This is a genomic window from Peribacillus sp. YIM B13472 (genome assembly GCF_042788005.1).
Lineage (GTDB): Bacteria > Bacillota > Bacilli > Bacillales > DSM-1321 > Peribacillus > Peribacillus simplex_E.
Map to the genome: position 1 here is coordinate 82,007 of NZ_JBHZPG010000007.1, position 21,669 is coordinate 103,675.

23 protein-coding genes are annotated in these 21,669 nt (G+C 41.6%); 22 read left to right on the forward strand and 1 reads right to left on the reverse strand.

All coding sequences use genetic code 11. From position 1 onward, the window contains the following. The first annotated feature begins 2 nt into the window (after positions 1-2). The 5 genes from qcrB (at position 3) to ACFX4I_RS07915 (ending at position 3,939) form a co-directional block, all read left to right on the forward strand. Positions 3-677 carry a menaquinol-cytochrome c reductase cytochrome b subunit gene (gene qcrB, locus ACFX4I_RS07895; RefSeq protein WP_034307974.1) on the forward strand — a complete coding sequence of 225 codons (675 nt, stop codon included), beginning with the start codon at positions 3-5 and terminating at the stop codon, positions 675-677. Between the two features lie 56 nt (positions 678-733). Next, complete coding sequence (locus ACFX4I_RS07900) at positions 734-1,501, forward strand: menaquinol-cytochrome c reductase cytochrome b/c subunit (protein WP_034307972.1); 768 nt, start codon at positions 734-736, stop codon at positions 1,499-1,501. Positions 1,502-1,677: 176 nt separating this feature from the next. Next, entirely contained in the window at positions 1,678-2,274 is a 597-nt protein-coding gene (gene lhaT, locus ACFX4I_RS07905; protein ID WP_309518778.1) for a lipoprotein heptaprenylglyceryl N-acetyltransferase LhaT, read from the forward strand. Between the two features lie 119 nt (positions 2,275-2,393). After that, positions 2,394-3,179 (forward strand): sporulation protein YpjB, encoded by a 786-nt coding sequence (ypjB, locus tag ACFX4I_RS07910; protein WP_098370768.1) that lies wholly within the window; start codon positions 2,394-2,396, stop codon positions 3,177-3,179. Between the two features lie 85 nt (positions 3,180-3,264). After that, positions 3,265-3,939, forward strand: a complete 675-nt coding sequence (locus tag ACFX4I_RS07915; RefSeq protein WP_230302964.1) for a zinc metallopeptidase — start codon at positions 3,265-3,267, stop codon at positions 3,937-3,939. 137 nt (positions 3,940-4,076) lie between these two features. Here ACFX4I_RS07915 and ACFX4I_RS07920 read toward each other — a convergent pair whose 3' ends face one another. Next, positions 4,077-4,949, reverse strand: a complete 873-nt coding sequence (locus tag ACFX4I_RS07920) for a YitT family protein (RefSeq protein ID WP_230302963.1) — start codon at positions 4,947-4,949, stop codon at positions 4,077-4,079. A gap of 167 nt (positions 4,950-5,116) precedes the next feature. Here ACFX4I_RS07920 and ACFX4I_RS07925 point away from each other — a divergent pair, with 167 nt between their 5' ends. The 17 genes from ACFX4I_RS07925 to hpaE all read left to right on the forward strand — a co-directional run bounded on the left by ACFX4I_RS07925 (position 5,117) and on the right by hpaE (position 21,643). Continuing rightward, positions 5,117-5,476: a nucleotide pyrophosphohydrolase gene (locus ACFX4I_RS07925; protein ID WP_377419912.1), complete on the forward strand. Its 360-nt coding sequence runs from the start codon at positions 5,117-5,119 to the stop codon at positions 5,474-5,476. Continuing rightward, positions 5,469-6,269 (forward strand): 4-hydroxy-tetrahydrodipicolinate reductase, encoded by an 801-nt coding sequence (dapB, locus tag ACFX4I_RS07930; protein ID WP_098370765.1) that lies wholly within the window; start codon positions 5,469-5,471, stop codon positions 6,267-6,269. Before ACFX4I_RS07925 ends, dapB begins: the two co-directional genes overlap by 8 nt. Before the next feature lie 18 nt (positions 6,270-6,287). Further along, positions 6,288-6,713 carry a methylglyoxal synthase gene (locus ACFX4I_RS07935; protein ID WP_230302962.1) on the forward strand — a complete coding sequence of 142 codons (426 nt, stop codon included), beginning with the start codon at positions 6,288-6,290 and terminating at the stop codon, positions 6,711-6,713. Further along, positions 6,697-7,410 (forward strand): bacillithiol biosynthesis deacetylase BshB1, encoded by a 714-nt coding sequence (bshB1, locus tag ACFX4I_RS07940; RefSeq protein ID WP_377419914.1) that lies wholly within the window; start codon positions 6,697-6,699, stop codon positions 7,408-7,410. The genes ACFX4I_RS07935 and bshB1 overlap by 17 nt, the downstream gene beginning before the upstream one ends. A gap of 4 nt (positions 7,411-7,414) precedes the next feature. Then, entirely contained in the window at positions 7,415-8,554 is a 1,140-nt protein-coding gene (gene bshA / locus ACFX4I_RS07945; protein WP_377419916.1) for an N-acetyl-alpha-D-glucosaminyl L-malate synthase BshA, read from the forward strand. 13 nt (positions 8,555-8,567) lie between these two features. After that, the gene (locus ACFX4I_RS07950; protein WP_377419918.1) at positions 8,568-9,749 is read left to right on the forward strand and encodes a CCA tRNA nucleotidyltransferase; all 1,182 of its coding nucleotides are present in this window, start codon (positions 8,568-8,570) and stop codon (positions 9,747-9,749) included. Continuing rightward, entirely contained in the window at positions 9,734-10,714 is a 981-nt protein-coding gene (locus ACFX4I_RS07955; RefSeq protein WP_275727765.1) for a biotin--[acetyl-CoA-carboxylase] ligase, read from the forward strand. The genes ACFX4I_RS07950 and ACFX4I_RS07955 overlap by 16 nt, the downstream gene beginning before the upstream one ends. Positions 10,715-11,052: 338 nt before the next feature. Continuing rightward, positions 11,053-11,889 carry a 3-methyl-2-oxobutanoate hydroxymethyltransferase gene (gene panB / locus ACFX4I_RS07960; protein WP_230302957.1) on the forward strand — a complete coding sequence of 279 codons (837 nt, stop codon included), beginning with the start codon at positions 11,053-11,055 and terminating at the stop codon, positions 11,887-11,889. Next, positions 11,886-12,734 (forward strand): pantoate--beta-alanine ligase, encoded by an 849-nt coding sequence (gene panC, locus ACFX4I_RS07965; RefSeq protein ID WP_230302956.1) that lies wholly within the window; start codon positions 11,886-11,888, stop codon positions 12,732-12,734. The genes panB and panC overlap by 4 nt, the downstream gene beginning before the upstream one ends. Positions 12,735-12,759: 25 nt before the next feature. Then, complete coding sequence (panD, locus tag ACFX4I_RS07970; RefSeq protein WP_076365694.1) at positions 12,760-13,143, forward strand: aspartate 1-decarboxylase; 384 nt, start codon at positions 12,760-12,762, stop codon at positions 13,141-13,143. 158 nt (positions 13,144-13,301) lie between these two features. Beyond that, positions 13,302-16,082, forward strand: a complete 2,781-nt coding sequence (dinG, locus tag ACFX4I_RS07975; protein WP_377419920.1) for an ATP-dependent DNA helicase DinG — start codon at positions 13,302-13,304, stop codon at positions 16,080-16,082. A 155-nt stretch (positions 16,083-16,237) separates the two neighbouring features. After that, entirely contained in the window at positions 16,238-16,408 is a 171-nt protein-coding gene (locus tag ACFX4I_RS07980) for a YpmA family protein (RefSeq protein WP_065310840.1), read from the forward strand. Positions 16,409-16,426: 18 nt separating this feature from the next. Next, positions 16,427-16,903, forward strand: coding sequence for a cell wall elongation regulator TseB-like domain-containing protein (locus ACFX4I_RS07985; RefSeq protein WP_230302954.1), 477 nt, complete (start codon positions 16,427-16,429; stop codon positions 16,901-16,903). Between the two features lie 19 nt (positions 16,904-16,922). Continuing rightward, on the forward strand, positions 16,923-18,107 hold the full coding sequence (locus ACFX4I_RS07990; protein ID WP_230302953.1) for a pyridoxal phosphate-dependent aminotransferase: 1,185 nt from the start codon (positions 16,923-16,925) through the stop codon (positions 18,105-18,107). A 237-nt stretch (positions 18,108-18,344) separates the two neighbouring features. Then, a complete protein-coding gene (locus ACFX4I_RS07995; RefSeq protein WP_230302952.1) occupies positions 18,345-19,022 on the forward strand; it encodes a GntR family transcriptional regulator in 678 nt (225 codons plus the stop codon). A 110-nt stretch (positions 19,023-19,132) separates the two neighbouring features. Further along, positions 19,133-20,050 carry a 2,4-dihydroxyhept-2-ene-1,7-dioic acid aldolase gene (hpaI, locus tag ACFX4I_RS08000; RefSeq protein WP_377419922.1) on the forward strand — a complete coding sequence of 306 codons (918 nt, stop codon included), beginning with the start codon at positions 19,133-19,135 and terminating at the stop codon, positions 20,048-20,050. Between the two features lie 78 nt (positions 20,051-20,128). Continuing rightward, the gene (hpaE, locus tag ACFX4I_RS08005; protein WP_377419924.1) at positions 20,129-21,643 is read left to right on the forward strand and encodes a 5-carboxymethyl-2-hydroxymuconate semialdehyde dehydrogenase; all 1,515 of its coding nucleotides are present in this window, start codon (positions 20,129-20,131) and stop codon (positions 21,641-21,643) included. The last annotated feature ends 26 nt before the right edge of the window (positions 21,644-21,669 follow it).

Sequence of the window (21,669 nt, forward strand, 5' to 3'; positions counted from 1 at the left end):
CATTGCTAACAAAGTTATATGACTGGGTGGACGAGCGTTTAGATATTACGCCATTATGGCGGGATATTGCTGACCATGAGGTTCCTGAACATGTTAACCCCGCACATCATTTTTCTGCATTCGTATATTGTTTTGGTGGGTTAACTTTCTTTATTACGGTCATCCAAATCTTGTCAGGCATGTTCTTGACGATGTACTATGTCCCGGACATTAAAAACGCTTGGGAATCTGTTTATTATTTGCAAAATGAAGTTGCATTCGGTCAAATTGTCCGTGGTATGCATCACTGGGGAGCAAGTCTAGTTATCGTTATGATGTTTTTACATACTCTTCGTGTCTTCTTCCAGGGAGCTTACAAAAAACCGCGTGAATTGAACTGGATGGTCGGCGTATTGATTTTCTTCATCATGCTGGCATTAGGCTTGACTGGTTATTTATTGCCATGGGATATGAAAGCGCTATTCGCAACGAAAGTTACTTTGACAATTGTCGAATCGGTACCACTGATGGGACCGGCTCTCAAGACATTGATAGCAGGAGATCCAACCATCGTTGGAGCACAGACATTGACACGATTCTTTGCAATTCATGTATTCTTCCTGCCAGCAGCATTATTTGCTTTACTAGCGGCTCATTTCCTGATGATCCGAAAACAAGGTATTTCAGGTCCGCTATAAAAGAATGGTGAACCAAAAACCAAAAAAACCTTTTCATAAAGGAGGGGAATTGTTCAATGCATCGTGGGAAAGGTATGAAATTCGTAGGTGACTCGCGTATCTCCGCGGACCGTAAACCGAATATTCCGAAAGATTATTCAGAATATCCTGGGAAAACTGAAGCATTTTGGCCTAATTTCCTTTTAAAAGAATGGATGGTAGGAGCTGTATTTCTTGTAGGTTATCTTTGCCTGACAATCGCACATCCGTCACCATTGGAAAGGATAGCAGATCCAACAGATACAGGGTACATTCCGCTGCCGGACTGGTATTTCCTATTCCTTTACCAATTACTTAAGTATACCTATGCTTCAGGTCCTTATAATGCAATCGGGTCCATGGTAATACCTGGTTTGGCTTTCGGGGCATTGCTCTTGGCACCTTTTCTGGATCGCGGTCCAGAGCGGAGCCCGGCGAAACGTCCTTTTGCTGTAGGCTTCATGTTATTGGCAATGGCCGGCGTTTTCTATTTAACATGGGAGTCCGCAGCCCATCACGATTGGGAAGCTTCCAAGAAGCAAGGAGCGATCGTGGAAGGTGCAGACATTGATAAAGAAAGCGATGGGTATAAATTGATGGATTCTAATGGCTGTATCAGCTGTCATGGAGCAGAATTAACTGGTGGAGCAGGAGCACCAAGCTTAATTGACACTGGTTTAAAGCCAGAAGAAATCTCTAAGATCGCAGTCAAAGGCCAGGGCGCCATGCCAGCTGGCATGTTCAAAGGTACAGATGAAGAATTGAAAACATTAGCTGAATTTGTATCAGGTTTATCGACAAAATAATATAGCCATCAACAGATTTTCTTTCATATGCTGCAAAAGAAGCTGACGACCACGGTTGTCGGCTTTTTTATTGGTAAATTGAAGCGTTAATGAGAAGAAATTGAAATGAATACTTGGTTTTCTGGATGATGGCCTGTAAAATGAGTATACATGAGAATGTAAGTGAGGGTAAAAGAATGAATATTATCTACAGTTGGCTTGCAAATCGGCAAATGCTCGCTTTGTTATTATTAATAAATATATTCGGAACTGCCTTTGGATATTATTGGTACGGTAGTCAATTGGAAAACACTCCGGCGATTTTTTTGGCATTTGTACCGGATAGCCCGACTGCCAGCCTGTTTTTTGTATTTGTTTTAGTGGGGTTCCTATTAAGAAGGAATTTCGGACTTATGGAAGCATTGGCGATAATGACACTATTCAAATATGGTATATGGGCAGTTGTAATGAATTTGATGACCTTCGTGACAACAGGTTCATTGCCGTGGGAAGGCTATATGTTAATGGCTTCTCATTTGGGGATGGCGATTCAAGGTGTATTATATGCACCATTTTATCGAATAAAACCTTGGCATATGATAGTGGCAGGGATTTGGACCATACATAATGACATAATCGATTATGTTTTTGAAATGATGCCAATATACCGTGATTTATTGGTATATATGAATTCGATAGGTTATTTCACTTTTTGGCTCAGCATACTTTCCATTTTTGTCGGCTGGTACTTTGGATATAGAAATAAGCGAATCACCCTATCCTTCATCCCTTAAAAAGTTAACTCTAAATACAGCTTTGTAAAAGCCGGGTTAACTTTTTTATGTTGAACGAGGTCTACTCATGTTTTTTCTTTCATATCGTTTTAGTAGAGATATGAGGAGGGACGAGTAGCATGTTGAAAAAATTCATATTAACCATTGCTGTTTTATTTGTCGTCTTACATTTCCCTGTCTATGCAGCATCCTCTTCAAGTTTGGAGCAATTAGATGACATTTCCGATAGAGCCTTGGAAATGACCAAGTTGAAGCGATATGGAGATTCGGAAAAGATGCTGACGTTTTTTTCTGACCGGTTTTTAAAAGAGACAGCGAAAGAGCAGATCCTTGACATGGACGAACTTCGAATTATCACTGTAGCTCATAATGAGGCGTTGATGACAATAAAGGATATGAACAAGGGAGATTCCGAAAAGGTTAATTCTGTTACAAAGTTCCGGCTTGTTGTTGATGCGGTCAAGTCTACCCATCAGCCCCTTTGGACAGAGATGGAGGATCAAATGATGAATTCTTTCCAGCAAACAAAGAACGCCGCGATCAATCAAGACACAATTACATTCAATAGCCAATTGAACTTATTCCTATCACAATATGAAATGATATATCCAAGCTTGAAAGTCGACCTTTCTAAAGAAACGATGCAGCAACTGGACACGAGGATCCAATACATCAACCAATACCGTCCGGAGGTAATCAGTGATGGAGAAAGTCAAAAGGAACTGGATGCGTTGCAAAACGAACTAAGCACCATTTTTGATGAAATGGGGGAAGATGATACAGATCCTTCCCTTTGGTGGGTCATCATATCGACAGGCTCAATCATTATCATGACGCTTTCATATGTAGGCTGGAGAAAATATAAAGGTGATAGGGAAAAACCAAGGAAAGAACATAATGATTAAAAAGACACGGGTAGAGAACACTATATTTGACACGGTTGCCTTCAATCCATAGAATTAAGAGTAATAAGAGTTATAGGAGGATACCATGTATTTCATTTATTTGGCGATTATCATTTTAATCCCGATTTATGCACAAATGAAAGTGAAAAGCACGTATAAAAAATATTCAAAGGTATCGGCCTCTTCTGGTATGAATGGTGCTGAGACGGCGCGGGCCATCTTGGATCAAAATGGACTGTTCAATGTCAGGGTCGAAGAGACACCTGGAATGCTTTCGGACCATTATGACCCAAGGGATAAAACGGTGCGTTTATCATCTGATAACTATCATGGCCATTCAGTTGCCGGTGTAGCGGTTGCAGCCCATGAAGTGGGACATGCGATTCAAGATAAAGAAGCATATGCATTCTTACGTTTCCGTCATGCTTTAGTGCCTGTCGCTAACTTCGGTTCCAATATATCTTGGATCTTAATTTTAATCGGGGTGTTAGCCAGAATTCCAGGCTTACTAATAGCAGGTATCGTATTTATGGCAGCAGCAGTATTATTTCAAGTAATCACTCTGCCAGTGGAGTTCAATGCTTCCTCTCGGGCAATGGATCAACTCGTTTCTGTAGGAGTTATCCGTAATGACGAAGAACGGGAAACGAAAAAAGTATTAAGTGCAGCTGCGATGACTTATGTTGCTGCCGCTCTAGTTGCCGTACTGGAATTAGTTCGTCTTTTGCTTATGTATTCAGGAATGAGAGAAGAGGATTAATTTGAAAAAGGACACCATCTTGGGATGGGGTCCTTTTTTATTTTTAAAAGTATTTGCTTCACATAGCTAATAAAATTCAGTTAGTAGGGCAACATTCATAAGGATTGCATTCCATCGGTATGCCACAAATAAAAGGATTACCTTTCAATGGGATTTTTGTTTTCATCAAGGGTAAAGCCCTCACCCAATACATCATGCACTTCACTTACAGATACAAATGCATGAGGGTCCACCGATGTTATGGCACTCTTTAAGCGAACTAGTTCATTTTTACCAACAACACAGTAGAGTACTTCCCGGTCATTGCGTGTAAAGGATCCATATCCCCTTAATACGGTTACGCCCCGCTCCATATCATTCATGATTTTTTCAGCAATTTGCTTGTTTTTATCACTAATGATCATTGCACCTCTAGCAGCATAGGCTCCTTCTTGCATAAAGTCGATTACTCTGGCACCTATAAATACGGCAACGAGGGTATACATCGCTTGCCGGTAATCAAGGTAGGTTAGGATGGACAGGCCAATGACGACGGCATCAAAGATGAACATGGTCCGTCCCATGCCCATCCCCAAGTAACGATGGGCAAAACGGGCGATGATATCCACTCCGCCTGTTGTCCCGCCGTAACGAAAGATGATGCCCAGCCCGACACCAACGGAAACCCCGGCAAACAATGCCACCAGCATCAAATCGTTTCCTAGATCGATTTCAATTTCGTATCTCTCGAATATCCAAAGCCAAGCGGAGAGACCGACCGTGCCGATAATCGTATAAAAGAAAGATGTGCGCCCTAAATATTTCCACCCTATTAAAAATAAGGGAATATTCAAAATCAAATTAGAATAAGAAGGATTTATCCCGATAAGTTGATATATAATCAAGGTGAGACCGGTGAATCCGCCTTCGGCCAAGTTGTTCTGCATGTTAAAATGCACGAGGCCAAAGGCGAATATTCCAGCCCCAAAAAGGATGAATATAATATTTTTCAATTTTAAGCCCAAAAGCATGTCCCATACCTCCAAAGGTTTGCATATCATTAACTTACTTATTATAACTAATTAACCAACTATGGGCAATTCTGATTCGCGAACGTATCTGTTGTCTTCTGTTTCACTTTTAGCTAACATGGAGAAGGTATGATGTTTGAAAACGAAAATCAAGAATGGGTGACGATATGGAAAAGCATAAGACGATCCAACAAATGCAAGCGGAAGTCGACCAATACATAGGACAATTTAAAGAAGGATATTTCAGCCCTCTAGCCATGCTCGCCCGCATGTCTGAAGAACTTGGGGAATTGGCTAGGGAAGTCAATCATTACCATGGTGAAAAACCAAAGAAGGCAACGGAGGAAGAGAATACGATTGAAGCGGAATTAGGGGACATGCTTTTTGTGTTGATTTGTTTTGCCAATTCTTTAGGGATTGACCTTCAAAACTCGCATGATTTGGTCATGGGAAAGTTTACAACCCGCGATAAAGATAGATGGACAAGAAAAGAAGAGAAAATGGAGGAGGAAGGTAAAGATGAGTAAAGTGAAAGTGATTGTAGCTGGTCCACGTGGCAGAATGGGAAATGAAGCGGTGAAGCTTGTACATAGGACAGAAGGGTTTGAATTGGCAGCTGTCATTGATCGCAAGCATAACGGGGAAAGCATTTCCGCGATAGAAGGTTTTCACGGTATTGAAGCACCGGTTTTTTCGGATATAAATGAGTGCTTTTCTTCTATAAAGGCGGACGTATTGATCGATTTGACCACACCGGAAGTGGGGATGTTCCATACCGAAACGGCACTTAATCATGGCATCCGCCCTGTAGTGGGGACGACTGGTTTTACTAAGGAAGATTTAGCGAAGCTGGATTCATTAACAAAAGAAAAGGGCATTGGTTGCATCATCGCGCCAAACTTTGCAATTGGAGCCATTTTGATGATGAAGTTTTCCCAAATGGCTGCAAAGTATTTCCCTGATGTAGAAATCATAGAAATGCACCATGATCAAAAACTGGATGCACCTTCTGGCACTGCTTCCAAAACGGCAGACATGATTGCAGCGGTACGTGAAACAAAACAACAGGGGCACCCTAATGAAAAAGAAACCATCCAGGGGGCAAGAGGTGCAAATGTAGATGGCATGCATATCCATAGTGTACGGTTACCGGGACTGGTTGCCCATCAACAGGTGCTTTTCGGAAGTGATGGAGAGCTATTGACAGTTCGGCATGATTCCTTTAATCGAGCGTCCTTCATGTCAGGAGTCAAACTTGCTGTCGATACCGTCATGAAATTGGATGTTCTTGTATACGGCCTGGAAAATATTATCGAATAGGGATCAGGAGGATTTACGATGAAAATTGCCTTAATTGCCCATGATAAGAAAAAAGAAGATATCATTCGATTTGTAACAGCCTATAAAGCTGTATTTGAACAGCATGAATTATTTGCAACAGGTACGACCGGGAAACGAATCATGGAAGAAGTATCACTGCCTGTCCATCGTTTTCATTCAGGACCTCTTGGCGGGGATCAGGAAATAGGTGCAATGATTGCACGCGGAGAAATGGACATGGTCCTATTTTTTCGCGATCCTTTGACATCACAGCCGCATGAACCTGATGTATCGGCGCTTATACGACTATCAGATGTATATGAAATTCCCTTGGCGACAAATATGGGCACGGCAGAAGTTCTGATACAAGGATTGAAACATGGGTATATGGACTGGCTAAAACTACGGCAAAAACAAGGTGAGATAAATGAAAAACAAAAGTAACATAGATATCCTGGCTTTTGGCGCACATGCGGATGATGTTGAAATCGGTATGGGCGGCACAATCGCTAAATATGTGCAACAAGGCAGGAAAATTGTCATTTGTGATTTGACAAAGGCTGAAATGTCATCCAATGGTACCGTTCCATTGCGGCAAGAGGAAGCGCATAAGGCTGCTGGAATCCTTGGGGTGACGAGGATTTCCCTTGATCTACCCGACCGGGGACTATACATGAAAGCGGAATACATAAATCAAATCATTACGGTCATTCGCCAATATAAACCTACCCTTGTATTTGCACCATTTTTGGAAGATCGCCATCCCGATCATGGTAACTGTGCCAAATTAGTGGAGGAAGCAGTTTTTTCGGCAGGAGTAAGAAAGTATATGGAAGAAGAAGGCCTGGATTCTCATCGTGTCCAAAATATGTACTATTATATGATCAATGGGTTTCACAAACCGGACTTCGTCGTGGACATCACTTCTACTATATCGAAAAAGCTGGATAGCCTTAGGGCATATGGCAGCCAATTCGAAAAAAGTCAAATTTCTGTAGAAACACCGCTAGTTAATGGCTATATCGAGACTGTAGAGGCACGGGAGCGGATGTTCGGTAAAGAAGTGGGTGTCGCCTATGCGGAGGGATTCATGACAAAAAAACCGTTACTGATCGATGCCGACTTGTTAGGAGAAAAATAAGCTTATGAAATTAAAAATTGGAATTACCTGTTACCCTACAGTTGGGGGTTCCGGTGTCGTAGCAACTGAATTAGGTAAGATGCTTGCAGAAAAAGGACATGAAATACATTTCATTTCTTCAAGCCTCCCTTTTCGCTTGAATAAGATGTACTGTAATATTTTTTATCACCAGGTTGAAGTGAACTCGTATTCAGTCTTTCAATATCCACCATATGACCTGGCTCTTGCTAGCAAGATAGCGGATGTCGTAAAACGGGAGAAATTAGATATCCTTCACGTTCATTATGCAATTCCACATGCTGTTTGTGCGATCCTTGCAAAGCAGATGTCAGGTAATGAAGTAAAGATCGTAACCACACTGCATGGTACGGACATAACCGTATTAGGCCATGATCCCTCATTGACCAATTTGATAAAATTCGGGATAGAGCAATCAGATGTCGTTACAGGAGTATCTAATTCCCTTGTTCAGCAAACGTACGAATTAATCGCACCGGATAAGGAAATCAAAACCGTCTATAATTTTATTGATGAAAGGGATTACCATAAATCTAATTCCGATTACCTTAAGGATGAATACGGAATCAGTGAAGATGAAAAAGTGATCATACATGTTTCGAATTTCCGTTCGGTCAAGCGAGTGAAAGACGTCATCCAGGCGTTTTATTTAACTCAAAAGAAAATGCCTGCAAAGCTTCTACTTGTAGGAGACGGGCCGGAAGTGACAACCGTATTGAAATTGGCTAAAGATCTTGGAATCTATGATTCGGTCTTGTTTCTTGGTAAGCAGGATAACCTTGCCGAATTATATTCAATCAGTGATTTGATATTCCTGTTATCGGAAAAAGAGAGTTTCGGGCTTGTGCTGCTCGAGGCGATGGCATGTGGAGTTCCTTGTATCGGGACGAATATCGGGGGAATTCCTGAAGTCATCGTTGATGGGGAGACTGGTTATATTTGTGAATTGGGAGATGTCAATATGGTTGCTGATAAAGCGGTTGGACTTTTAAGTGACCCGATTTTACATAAACGCTTTTCAGAAGCTGCACTGGAAAGGGCCAATACTAATTTTCACTCCGATACGATTATGTCAGAGTATGAAGCCATCTACATTCAAGCACTTGAAGGTAAATCCATGGAATAGGGAGGGGATGCTGATGGATCGGTTATTCTTAAAATCAGTACCCATTCTGGAAGTGATTGAAGAAGCAGGGTACGAGGCTTATTTCGTTGGAGGCTCTGTAAGGGATTATATCCTTGGCAGGCCCATAAACGATGTGGACATCGCCACTTCCGCAACACCCCAGGAAATCAAAAGGATTTTTCCTAATACGGCTGATATCGGAATCGACCACGGAACAGTGCTTGTCATTACGGATACGGGTACATACGAAATTACGACGTTTAGAACGGAAAGCGGGTATTCGGACTTTCGCAGACCCGATTCTGTACAATTTGTCCGTTCTTTGACTGAGGATTTGCAAAGAAGAGATTTTACGATGAATGCAATGGCAATGGATAAGACCGGAAAGATCATCGATCCATTTAATGGTAAGCGTGATTTGGAAGAAAAAAGGATTATCACGGTTGGCAACCCGCATGAAAGGTTCCATGAGGATGCATTGAGAATGATGCGTGCTTTAAGGTTCGTCAGTCAACTTGATTTTGATCTGGATCAAGAAACCTTTGATTCCCTTAAAGAGAACGCCCAGATCATCAGTGAAATCGCTGTCGAAAGAATCCTGGTTGAATTTGAGAAGCTAGTGGCCGGCTCCAATAAGATAAGGGCTTTCTCACTCTTGCTGGATAGCGGATTATATCAATACCTGCCTCTATTCTCCAGTAAAAAAGATCATTTAATGGACTTACTGAACCTGCCGCTTCATCAGCTAAAAGCGGCAGAAATATGGTCTATAATCATGGTTCACACAAAGGATCAGGAACTGGAAAAGGCTTTGAGGGCATGGAAGCTGCCATTGAAAACGATAAGAAACATTCAACGTACGATACAGCTGGTGAAGAAAGAACCATCAGCCATCGATGTATTCCAGGCAGGTCATGACGTAACTGTACAAGCTGCTAAAGTCAAGGCGGCACTGACTGGCGGTAATGTATCGGATGCGGAGGAGAATGCACATCAGCGCTACAATGAACTTATTATAAAACAAATGTCGGATCTTGCCGTTACGGGGACGGATTTATTGAATTGGCATCAAGAAAATCCAGGTCCGTGGGTCAAAGAATACTTGGAAAAAATATTGAAAGCTGTCTTGAATGAAGAATTAAGAAATGATAAAGAAGAAATTAAGAGGTGGCTGGTGAAATGCAATCTGAGTTAAGAACAAAGCTGATGGAAGCCCTCTCAAAAGCGGATGGTGCGTTCATATCCGGTCAGGAAATTGCTGAATACATTGGCTGTTCGCGCACAGCTGTCTGGAAGCATATAGAGGACCTGCGCAGTGAAGGATATAATGTAGAAGCCGTTAGGAAAAAAGGCTACCGGATCATATCGGCGCCGGAAAAAGTGTCAGAGAGCGAAATACAACTTGGCTTGGAAACAAAAACGATTGGCAAGATGATCCACTATCAGGAAACTGTAGAATCCACTCAAAAAATTGCGCATCAACTAGCAAATGAAGGCGTTCAGGAGGGAACCCTCGTCGTTGCCGAGGAGCAGTTATCCGGAAAAGGGAGGCTAATGAGATCTTGGCATTCCCCGAAATTCAGCGGCATATGGATGAGTCTGATCCTAAGACCGAAAATCCCGATTCATGAGGCTCCGCAACTTACATTATTGGCCGCGGTCGCTGTGGCTCAGGCTATAGAGGATACCACTGATTTGAAGCCACAAATAAAGTGGCCGAATGATATTTTGGTGAATCGCAAGAAAGTGGTGGGCATCCTGACGGAGATGCAGGCGGAGTCAGATAGAATCCATTCTGTCATTATCGGAATTGGAATGAATATCAATCAGCAATTGGAGGATTTTCCTGAAGAACTGCAGGAAAAAGCGTCTTCCCTTCTCATAGAAAGTGGAGGGACGGTTTCTAGGTCCAAGGTCATTCAACGAGCATTGTTCCGTCTGGAAAATTTGTACGAACTCTATTTAGATCAAGGCTTCATGCCAATAAAGGATTTATGGGAGAGTTATGCGATCAGTCTTGGCCAGGTTATCAAAGCCAGTACGGTTAATGACATGATTGTCGGAAAAGCATTGGGCATAACGGATTCAGGCGTTTTACTTCTTGAAGACGGAAAAGGAACCGTACACTCGATATATTCTGCAGATATTGAAATTCAGTAGAATTTGTCAAATTCGTGAAAATTAAATAGAAATTTTTAATTTGGCTTGATATAATGCAAGTGGGCAGTATCTAATGTGAACTGCACCCCCATAAATACCAAATTATTTGAAAATCTGCCTTGATCCAGAGAACTGGACGGGGACGGAGGGATGAAACTTCTGATGAGACAAAGATTGACTAAAAAGATAAGTCTGTTTATTGATCGATATTTGGCTTTTTAAGCCATTTTTCGTAGCGAAACAGATACTTTTTTAGTCAGTCTTTTTTTTGCGCCTGAATGTATAGACACCAGTTTTCGCTGATGTTTTCATCTCCTCCATCAAAAGGAGGAAACGTAATGAAATTGTCCGGAGATTTTTTGAAAATGAAACAAAATCAAGAGAAAATTGTCATGCTGACGGCTTATGATTACCCGTCAGCAAAGTTAGCCGAACAATCAGGTGTAGACATGATTTTAGTCGGCGATTCTTTAGGAATGGTCGTATTGGGATATGACTCAACGATTCCAGTTACGGTGAATGACATGATCCATCATACAAAGGCAGTAAAACGCGGTGCACCAAATACATTTGTCGTGACGGACATGCCCTTTATGAGCTATCACCTATCTTTGGATGAAACACTCAAGAATGCAGCCCGGATCATGCAGGAAGGTCATGCGGATGCCGTGAAGCTTGAGGGAGCGGATGATGTTGTTGAAAAAATATCAGCATTGACCAAGGCGGGCATCCCGGTTGTAGCCCATCTTGGCTTGACTCCTCAATCAGTCGGCGTTCTGGGAGGATATAAAGTGCAAGGAAAAGATGCCGAAAGTGCAGCACAGCTCTTGGAAGATGCGAGAAAGTGTGAAGCGGCGGGGGCGATGGCAGTAGTATTTGAATGTGTTCCATACCAAGTGGGGGAACTCGTCACACGGAACCTGGAAATTCCAACCATTGGAATTGGGGCAGGCGCAGAAACGGATGGTCAAGTCCTCGTTTACCATGATGTCATCAAGTATGGGGTAGACCGGCTAGCGAAATTCGTAAAAGTTTATGGAGATGCAAATGAACTGATTGGCCAATCGATAACAAGTTTTGTGAATGAAGTGAAATCTAAAGATTTTCCGTCGGTAGAACATACTTTTACGATGAAGGAAGAGCAGCTTTCTGAACTTTACGGAGGGAAAAGATGAAAACTTTTACATCAGCAGCTGATTTGCAACTGGCACTTAGAGAGGAAAAAAACAATCACAAAAGCATTGGCTATGTAGCGACAATGGGGTTTTTACATGAGGGGCATGCAACCCTTTTGGAAAAGGCGCGCAAAGAAAATGATATTGTGGTATTGAGTATTTTTGTGAATCCGATGCAATTTGGGCCCAATGAGGATTTTGAAACATATCCGCGGGATTTGGAACGGGATGAAAATGTCGCAGCCAATGGCGGAGTGGATTATCTCTTCTATCCAACAGTCCACGAAATGTACGGTGAAGAACCATCTGTGAAAGTTGTTGTCCAAAGCAGGACGGATGTTTTATGCGGGAGACAAAGGCCTGGACACTTTGATGGTGTAGCGACGGTCTTAACGAAATTCTTCAATATCATCCTTCCTGATAGAGCTTACTTTGGTAAGAAGGATGCACAGCAAGTCGCCGTGATAGATGGACTGATCAAAGACTTTAATTTCCCTATCCAGCTTGTTGCTGTAGATACCGTTCGCGAAGAAGATGGGTTGGCGAAGAGCTCGCGAAATGTTAACCTATCAGATCAAGAACGCCTGGAGGCTAAAGAGCTGTACCAAAGTTTATTAAAGGCCAAAGAGGCGGTTCAATCAGGTGAAAGAAATGCAGCAACCGTCACGGCCTTAGTAAGTGAACATATTGCTGCCCACACAAGCGGAGTGATCGACTATATTGAAGTCTATCAATACCCGGAACTTAAACCACTTGAATCGCTGGCAGGAAACGTCATCATTGCAATGGCTGTAAAGTTCAAGCATGCAAGATTAATTGATAATATCACCTTATATGTGGAATAATTCATGAAAATCAGGGGGAATTGAGATGTTTCGAACGATGATGAATGGGAAAATTCACCGTGCACGGGTAACTGAAGCTAATTTGAATTATGTAGGCAGCATTACGATTGATGAAGACATAATTGATGCGGTGGGTATTCTGCCTAACGAAAAAGTCGCCATCGTGAATAATAATAATGGTGCACGACTTGAAACGTATGTGATTGCGGGTGAACGGGGTAGCGGTGTAGTGTGTTTGAATGGAGCGGCAGCTAGACTGGTGCAGCCGGATGATATCGTGATAATCATTTCTTATGTAATGGTTTCAGAGGATAAACTGGGAGAGCACAAACCAAAAGTTGCGATCATGGATGAAAACAACAAAATCATTGATTTGATTTCAAACGAACCTGCAGCTACGATCATGTAAGCGGGGGGCCGGCACATGTGCATGAATCATGCATACAGGTGCCGGCCCTTTTAGTCTTTTGATGAACGGCTTGTTTCCTTTATTATGATTATTATGGTATAAAAAAGATAAGAGAATTCCATCAGGAAGTAGAAAGCGAAGTTTGAGGTGTACAATTCATGATGCAACGATATATAGTGGTTGATTTGGAAACAACAGGGAATTCTCCGAAAAAAGGAGATAGGATTATACAATTTGCTGGCGTGGTCATCGAAAATGACCAAATTGTGGATGAATACTCGACATTCATCCACCCTGGACAGGAAATTTCCTTGTTTATTGAAGAATTGACCGGAATAAGCAACGAGACGGTAAAAAATGCACCTGACTTTGAAGATGTTGCAGAAAATATTGCCCGGCTTATAGAAGGGGCTTGTTTTGTTGCCCATAATGTTTTATTTGATTTATCTTTTTTACAGGAAGAACTAGTACGATGCGGGTTTGAGCCGTTTTATGGTTCCACCCTTGATACAGTAGAGTTAGCGAAAATATTAAAACCAACATCCGATGGATATAAGCTGCACCAGCTGGCTAAAGAAGAAAACCTGGATCATTCCAGGCCCCATCAAGCGGATAGTGATGCATATGCCACCGCTTTATTATTGTTGGAATTGAAAAAAAAGCTGATGAACCTTCCAGTCATGACACTTAAACAGTTATATCGATTATCTTATTCCTTACAAAGTGAGGTTTCCGAATTAATAGATGCTTGCATTGCAAGCAAACTTGCTAAAGCAGAAGTCCATTCACCTGATCTTATTACGTATAGGGGCCTTGCATTTAAAAAGTCCGAAGACGAAGGTGACCATAAAGACACGGAGTCGAAATTCCCGCTCGATGATGAGGAAAAAATAGCCATGCTTCAAAGTGCATTCCCTGCCTTTGAAGCAAGAAGCGGACAACTTGATATGATGAACATGATTCACCATTCCTTCGAATCCAGCCAGGATGCAATCATTGAAGCAGGGACAGGTATTGGAAAATCCATAGGCTATCTGCTTCCGGCTGTTTATTTTGCAAAAAAACATCATAAACCTGTCGTCGTTTCGACGTATACGCTTCAGCTACAGGATCAACTTCTTCAAAACGAGGTTCCTAAGCTTAAGAAAATCCTTCCCTTTACCTTTCAAGCTGTTTTACTAAAGGGGAGAAGTAATTATTTGAGCTTGGCAAAGTTCGAAAGGGCATTGCGTGAAAAGGAAGATAATTATGAAACGGCATTAACGAAAATGCAGATATTGGTTTGGCTCACTGAAACCGTAACAGGCGATAAAGATGAAATGAATCTCACAAGCGGCGGTCAGCTATTTTGGAATAGGCTTCAAAGTGATGGTCTTACATACGCCGGTTTAAAACAGCCCTGGCTTGAATTGGATTTTTTTGAACGGGCAAAAAGAACAGCTGCCAAGGCGGATATCATCATTACTAACCATTCGTTTTTAATGACGGATCTGCTTACAGAAGACGCCTTGATTCCAAAAAAAGGGTATTTGATTATCGATGAAGCACACCATTTGGAACAGGCTGCATCTAAACAGCTTGGGAGCAGGCTTAATTACATTTCGGTGAAGACGGTTTTGAACAGACTAGGGACATCAGATCAAAAGCAATTATTATATAAATTGGACAGGATGCTCTTAAATAATGGACTGACGGATGGGAAATCCACGCATGTATTAGATCAAAAGCTTAGTGATTTTTCGTATGAATTCGAACAGCTTTTTTATTATATCTCCAATCAGGCGGAAAAACTTTCACGTTCCATGGGTCCGAAACGGCTTTCATTCAAAATAGATGATGGAAGATGGGGTAAGGCGATTCTGGTCGCTGAGCGATTGGTGGATTTATTAGGATACATCATCACGGAGTTAGAGAAAAGATTGGCTCTTTTATTGAATAATGAGTCCCCCTTAGGAAAAAAATCATTATTTCACTTGAATGATATCGAGGTGCTGCTTGGACATTTACAGGATACCAGGGACTCCTTGCATGAATTTTTCATCAAGCCGCATGAAGAAAATATTTATTGGCTTGATTATACGAATGCAGCACCCCAGCATGGTGTGACTTTGACGGTTCAGCCGATTGCAGGAAGTAAACGGCTATGGGATTCCTATTTCGGGCGCCAAAAGAGTGTGGTCATGACATCGGCAACCCTCGTGGTGAAGGATTCTTTTAAGTATTTTAAAGAACAACTCGGTTTAGAGAATGAGCCAATGCAGACAGCAAGTATACCTTCACCCTTTCCTTATAAGGAACTCGTAAAGGTACTGGTTCCAAATGATCTACCAGATATCAATTGCTTATCGGTGGAGGAATTCTCCGAAACAGCGGCAAATCATATTATTGCTGCCGCTCAGGCAGCGAAAGGGAGAATGATGGTATTATTCACCTCGCATGAAATGCTGCGGGCAACCTATCATTCCATCAAAGACAGTGGCGTACTGGATGAGTTCACGCTGTTTGCCCAGGGGATTTCTGGCGGAAGCCGGATGAGGCTGCTCAGGAATTTCCAAAACTTCGAGAAAGCTGTCCTGTTTGGGACAACCAGCCTATGGGAAGGCGTCGATATCCCCGGCGAGGATTTATCTTGTTTAATCATTGTCAGGCTGCCTTTTTCGCCACCGGATGAACCAGTGACAGCTGCAAAATGCCAACTTCTTGAGAAGCAAGGGCGCAATCCTTTCTCTGCGTATTCATTACCTGAAGCCCTATTAAGGTTCCGGCAAGGTTTCGGCAGACTTATACGAACTCCAGAAGATAAAGGGGTTTTGGTAATTCTTGATCGCCGTATCATCACTGCCAAATATGGACCTGAATTTCAAAAGGCCATTCCGGAAGTGGACTGGCACCAAGCCTCAATAACAGAAATGGCTGAAATGATAGAAGAGTGGATTTAAAGAATCTTTAAATCATTCTTAATCTAAAATGAATTTTTAAGAATTTATAAAGAAAAATAACCTTTGAGCTGGTATAATGTGATAGGTGGTAAAGCCTTCAAATCCTATTCATACCAGTGGTTGTTGACAAATTAATAAAATGGAGGGGCGTTTTCATGGAAAGTAAAATCGAAGTAATTTCAACAGTCAGGTTGCAACATTCTCCTGATCTGTATAAAATTGTGGATTCTTTGAACCGAACATTGAAAAAAGATGACTTAATGTTCGGCCTGGCACTGGATTCCCAAGATCAAGAAAAAGCGATATTTACAATTTATCGTACATAGAAAGAAGGAAAAGCAGCTTTGAAAAAATGGTTGATTATTGCTTCTATCCTGGTCCTTTGTTTTATCGGATTTGTCAGCGGGGCATATATTAAAGCGTTGCAGCCTAAAAAAGAGGCTGGTAATGAGGCTTTCAAAAAGGCAAAGGAAGAGGGCGGCCTTGTGACCATGGAAGAATTTTACCTTTATAATGGGCAGGATTCATACTCCGTAATCATTGGTAAGGGAGAAAAAGGGACTAAAAAAATAGTCTGGCTTCCTGAGGACAAGAAGAAAGAAATAGTAGTGGAAAACTATAAAGATGGTAAATCAAAAAAAGAGATCTTAAACATTGTCAAAGAAAAGCTTAATCCCCAACAAATCATTTCGGTTAAGCTAGGCATGGAAAAGAACGTTCCGCTTTGGGAAGTAACGTATCTTGATGAATCCGAGCGTTTTAACTATGACTATTATGATTTTAAAACTGGGGAATGGCTAAAGTATTATCGAAGCATTTAGAATGGAGGATTAATTTAAAATGAAATTAGCGAACCGCGTTCAGTCATTAACGCCATCAACAACATTGGCCATCACGGCAAAAGCAAAGGAACTTAAGGCACAAGGTCTAGATATAATTGGTTTGGGTGCTGGTGAACCAGACTATAATACGCCCAAACATATCATAGATGCAGCACTTATTTCCATGAATGAAGGTCAAACTAAATATACGCCATCCGCTGGTCTGCCGAAGCTAAAAGAAGCAATTGCGGCTAAATTGAAGCGTGATCAAGGCTTGGAATACAAACCGTCTGAAATTGTAGTTGGCTCTGGTGCAAAGCACGCGCTTTACACATTGTTTCAAGCTATCCTGGATGAAGAAGATGAAGTCATTGTTCCGATACCATATTGGGTGAGCTATCCTGAGCAAATCAAGCTTGCTGACGGTAAGCCAGTTTATGTAGTCGGTACGGAAGAAAACCAATATAAAATCACTAAAGAACAATTAGAACAAGCAATTACCGAAAAAACGAAAGCGGTTATCATCAACTCTCCAAGCAATCCAACGGGCATGCTTTATTCCAGGGAAGAATTGGCGGCTATCGGGGAAGTTTGCCTGGCTCATGATATCTTGATCGTTTCCGACGAAATTTACGAAAAATTGGTTTATGGAAATGCTAAACATACATCCATTGCAGAGATTTCACCTGAATTGAAAAAGCAAACGATCATCATCAATGGTGTTTCTAAATCTCATTCGATGACTGGCTGGAGAATTGGTTATGCAGTCGGTGATGAGTCCATCATTAAAGCAATGACGAACCTTGCAAGCCATAGCACATCCAATCCTACCACAACTGCTCAATATGGTGCGATTGCCGCTTATGAAGGTACACAGGAGCCTGTTGAAGAAATGCGGCAGTCATTTGAAGGCCGTTTGAATAAGATATATGATAAATTGGTTGAAATTCCAGGGATCAGCTGCATTAAACCACAAGGGGCATTCTATTTATTCCCGAACGTTAAACGTGCAGTTGAATTAACAGGGTACAGCAATGTCGAGGAATTTACGACTGCGTTGCTGGAAGAAGCTCAAGTGGCTGTTATTCCGGGTTCAGGGTTTGGTGCACCTGATAACATCAGACTCTCTTATGCAACTTCATTGGAGCTGCTGGAAGCAGCAGTTGAAAGAATACATTCATTCGTTAAATCAAAAATGGCATAATTTTTTAAAAACCTGCAGACTGCCTGACTACATCAGGGTCTGCAGGTTTTTTTCGATTGTATTTCGATATGGTACTTTCGGGAAGAAGACATGATAAGCGTATTAGCTCACTTCACTATGGCAAAGGAAAAGGTCATTATTTATGGCAAAACAAACTTGTAAAGAAAAGTGAAAATCATATATGATTTTTAATGAAAATCGATTGCAATCATATATGATTTCATATATGATGAAAATATGGAAAAGAAAAACAAAAACCCCAGCAAAAAGCAAATAGCTTATGAGCACCTTCGTAAATTAATTTTGGATGGAACATATGGTTCTGGACAGCGGATCATTATCGATCAAACGGCAAAAGAACTTAGTTTAAGTCCGATTCCGGTCAGGGAAGCGATCAGACAACTGGAATCTGATGGCCTTATTCAATATAAGCCTTTTAGTGGAGCGGTGGTTACAAGCATTAATGAGAGCGAATACATTGAAACTCTTTCTGTTTTATCTTTGCTTGAAGGATATGCAGCTGCCCTCAGTTCTTTAACGATGAATGATCATGATTTTGAAAATCTAATTAATTTAAACAAAGAAATGGAAAAAGCCCTCCATAACTTTGAATTAGAGCTGTTTGGTAAGTTAAACGAATGTTTCCATGCGGAAATTTATGAAAAGTGCGGAAACTCCTTTTTAAAGGAGGAAATTAAACAGGCGCAACAAAGAATGAATAGAGTCAGAAAGTCCATGTTCACCATGGTTCCGCAACGCGCTGTCCAATCGATTCGCGAACATGAAAGCATCATAAAGCTTCTAAAGGAAAAAGCATCTTTTGAAGAAATTGAATCATTGGTGAGAAAGCATAAACTGAATGCCATCAGCACATTCAAGCAGAGGGCGGAAACTAATCACGATCAGGCACTTTGATGACCCAGGCTTTGGTTTTATAATAGTCGATGGATTATTCATAAAAGCAAAGCCGATTTTTTCACTTAAATTATTCCGAATATTCAAATAATGAAAAGGTGGTAGAAAAAATGTACGAGGAAATCAAAAGTCGTTTAAGAGGATCTATCGCTCCCGTTATCACTCCGTTTGATGACAAGATGGAAGTTGATGTAAAGGCAATTGGAAATCTAGTAAACTGGCACATTGAAAGCGGTTCCCATGGAATCTCGGTATGCGGTACTACCGGCGAGCCGAGTTCACTAACGATTGAGGAACGGGAATTAGTGATGGAAACGGCTATTAAAGCAGCAAAAGCCCGTGTTCCAGTTGCACCAGGTACTGGATCTGCCAATCAGAAAGAAACGTTGCATTTGACAAAAAGGGCACAGGAAATGGGCGCGGATGCTGCTTTAGTCATCGTTCCTTATTACAATAAACCGAATCAACAGGCACTTTACAATCATTTTAAAACGGTAGCCGATTCTGTTGATATCCCGCTTATCGTTTATAACATTCCCGGAAGAACGGCGACGAATTTAGAAGTGAAGACATTGGCACGTCTTGCTGAAGATTGTGAAAATATTATTGGTGTAAAGGAATCTAATAAAGATTTCGAACATGTGAACCGTGTCTTATTGAATTGCGGAAGGGATTTTCTCTTATATTCGGGCATCGAATTATTATGCTATCCAATGTTGGCTATTGGAGGGGCAGGACATATAAGTGCAACTGCAAATATCACTCCTAAAGAAGTGGCGGAAATTTATAACCTTTGGGTGGAGGGTGATGTGGATAAGGCACTTGACCTCCATTACAAATTAATGCCATTGAATGATGTTTTGTTTAAAGAAACTAATCCTGGACCATTAAAAGCTGCGATGGGGATGATGGGGAAAATCAATCCTGCATTAAGGCCGCCTATGGGACCGCCTTCGGAACCATTGGAAAAAGAACTGCGTGAAACCCTTCAATCATACGGGTTGATTGACCAAATAATCCAGTCATAATTGCTAGATTGGGAAGATTGCACAAATCTGATCGATTATTGTCATCTTCCCGAATTAATTTTTATAGGAGGATTTATCATGCAAACTTTTCCCGTGCAAGATGTCAAGCATTACATCAATGGTCAATTTGTCGATGGTATCTCAGGAAAAACATTTGAAAATCTAAACCCTTTTAATAATCAAGCAATCAATAATGTGGCAGAAGGGTTTAAAGAGGATATTGATCAAGCGGTAGCTGCCGCAAGAGCTGCATTCGATAATGGACCATGGAGAACGATGAAAGTGGAAGAAAGATTGAAGTACATTAATAGGATTGCTGATTTAATTGAAGAAAATGCAGAAGAAATTTCCTTTTTGGAATCCCTCGATACTGGGTTGCCGATTAGCCAGACAAAAAAACAGGCGGCAAGGGGAGCGGAGAATTTTCGTTTTTATTCTGAGATGGTGAAAAGCAGGCTAATAGGAGAGTCGTATCAAGTGGATGACACTTTCATCAATTATACGATTCATAAACCGATAGGAGTGGCAGGATTAATCACTCCTTGGAATGCGCCATTCATGTTAGAAACCTGGAAAATCGCCCCGGCCCTGGCTACAGGTAATACATGTGTCCTTAAACCGGCGGAGTGGTCCCCGCTGACTGCCAATAAATTGGCACAAATCATTGACAAATCCGGTCTGCCGAAAGGCGTTTTCAATATCGTTCACGGTTTTGGGGAAACCGCAGGGGCGTCCCTGGTTGCCCATCCTGAAGTCCAATTGATATCCTTTACCGGAGAAACGACGACTGGCGCTGAAATCATAAAAAATGGTGCGGATACAATGAAACGTTTTTCCATGGAACTCGGAGGTAAATCGCCAGCGGTCATTTTTGAAGATGCCGATCTAGAAAAAGCCCTGGATTCTGTGGTTTGGGGAATTTATTCATTCAATGGGGAGCGCTGCACAGCCAATTCCAGATTATTTGTCCATGAATCGATAATAGACCAGTTCGTTGCAGAATTGAAGGAACGTGTTCACAATATCAAAATTGGAAACCCAATGGACCCAGAAACGGAAATCGGACCGCTGATCCATCGTGACCATTTTAATAATGTCTCCCGTTATCTGGATATAGCAAAAGATGAAGGGGCGGAAATTGTAAGCGGTGCCATACCGAGTGCGTTCAAGGAAGGGAATTTTATTGCCCCGACGCTTCTCTTGAACTGTACAAATGAGATGACGGTAGCACAGGAAGAGATTTTTGGACCAGTCATGGCAGTCATTCCTTTCAAGACAGAAGGGGAAGTACTGAGAATGGCTAACGATGTAAAGTATGGGCTCGCTGCTTATGTATGGACCAATGATATGAAACGTGGACATAGGTTTGCACAGGCTGTCGATAGCGGGATGGTCTGGGTGAATTCCCAAAACGTAAGGGATTTGAGGATACCATTTGGAGGATCGAAATATAGTGGGGTAGGACGTGAAGGTGGCCATTATAGCTTTGAATTCTATACGGAAACACAAGTAATCCACGTAGCAATTGGCGAACATCACATTCCAAAATTTGGAGACGTAAAACGAAATGCCGTTTCTTCTGCCGAAAAATAATTCGTGTTTCATTAAAGAAGGGGAGA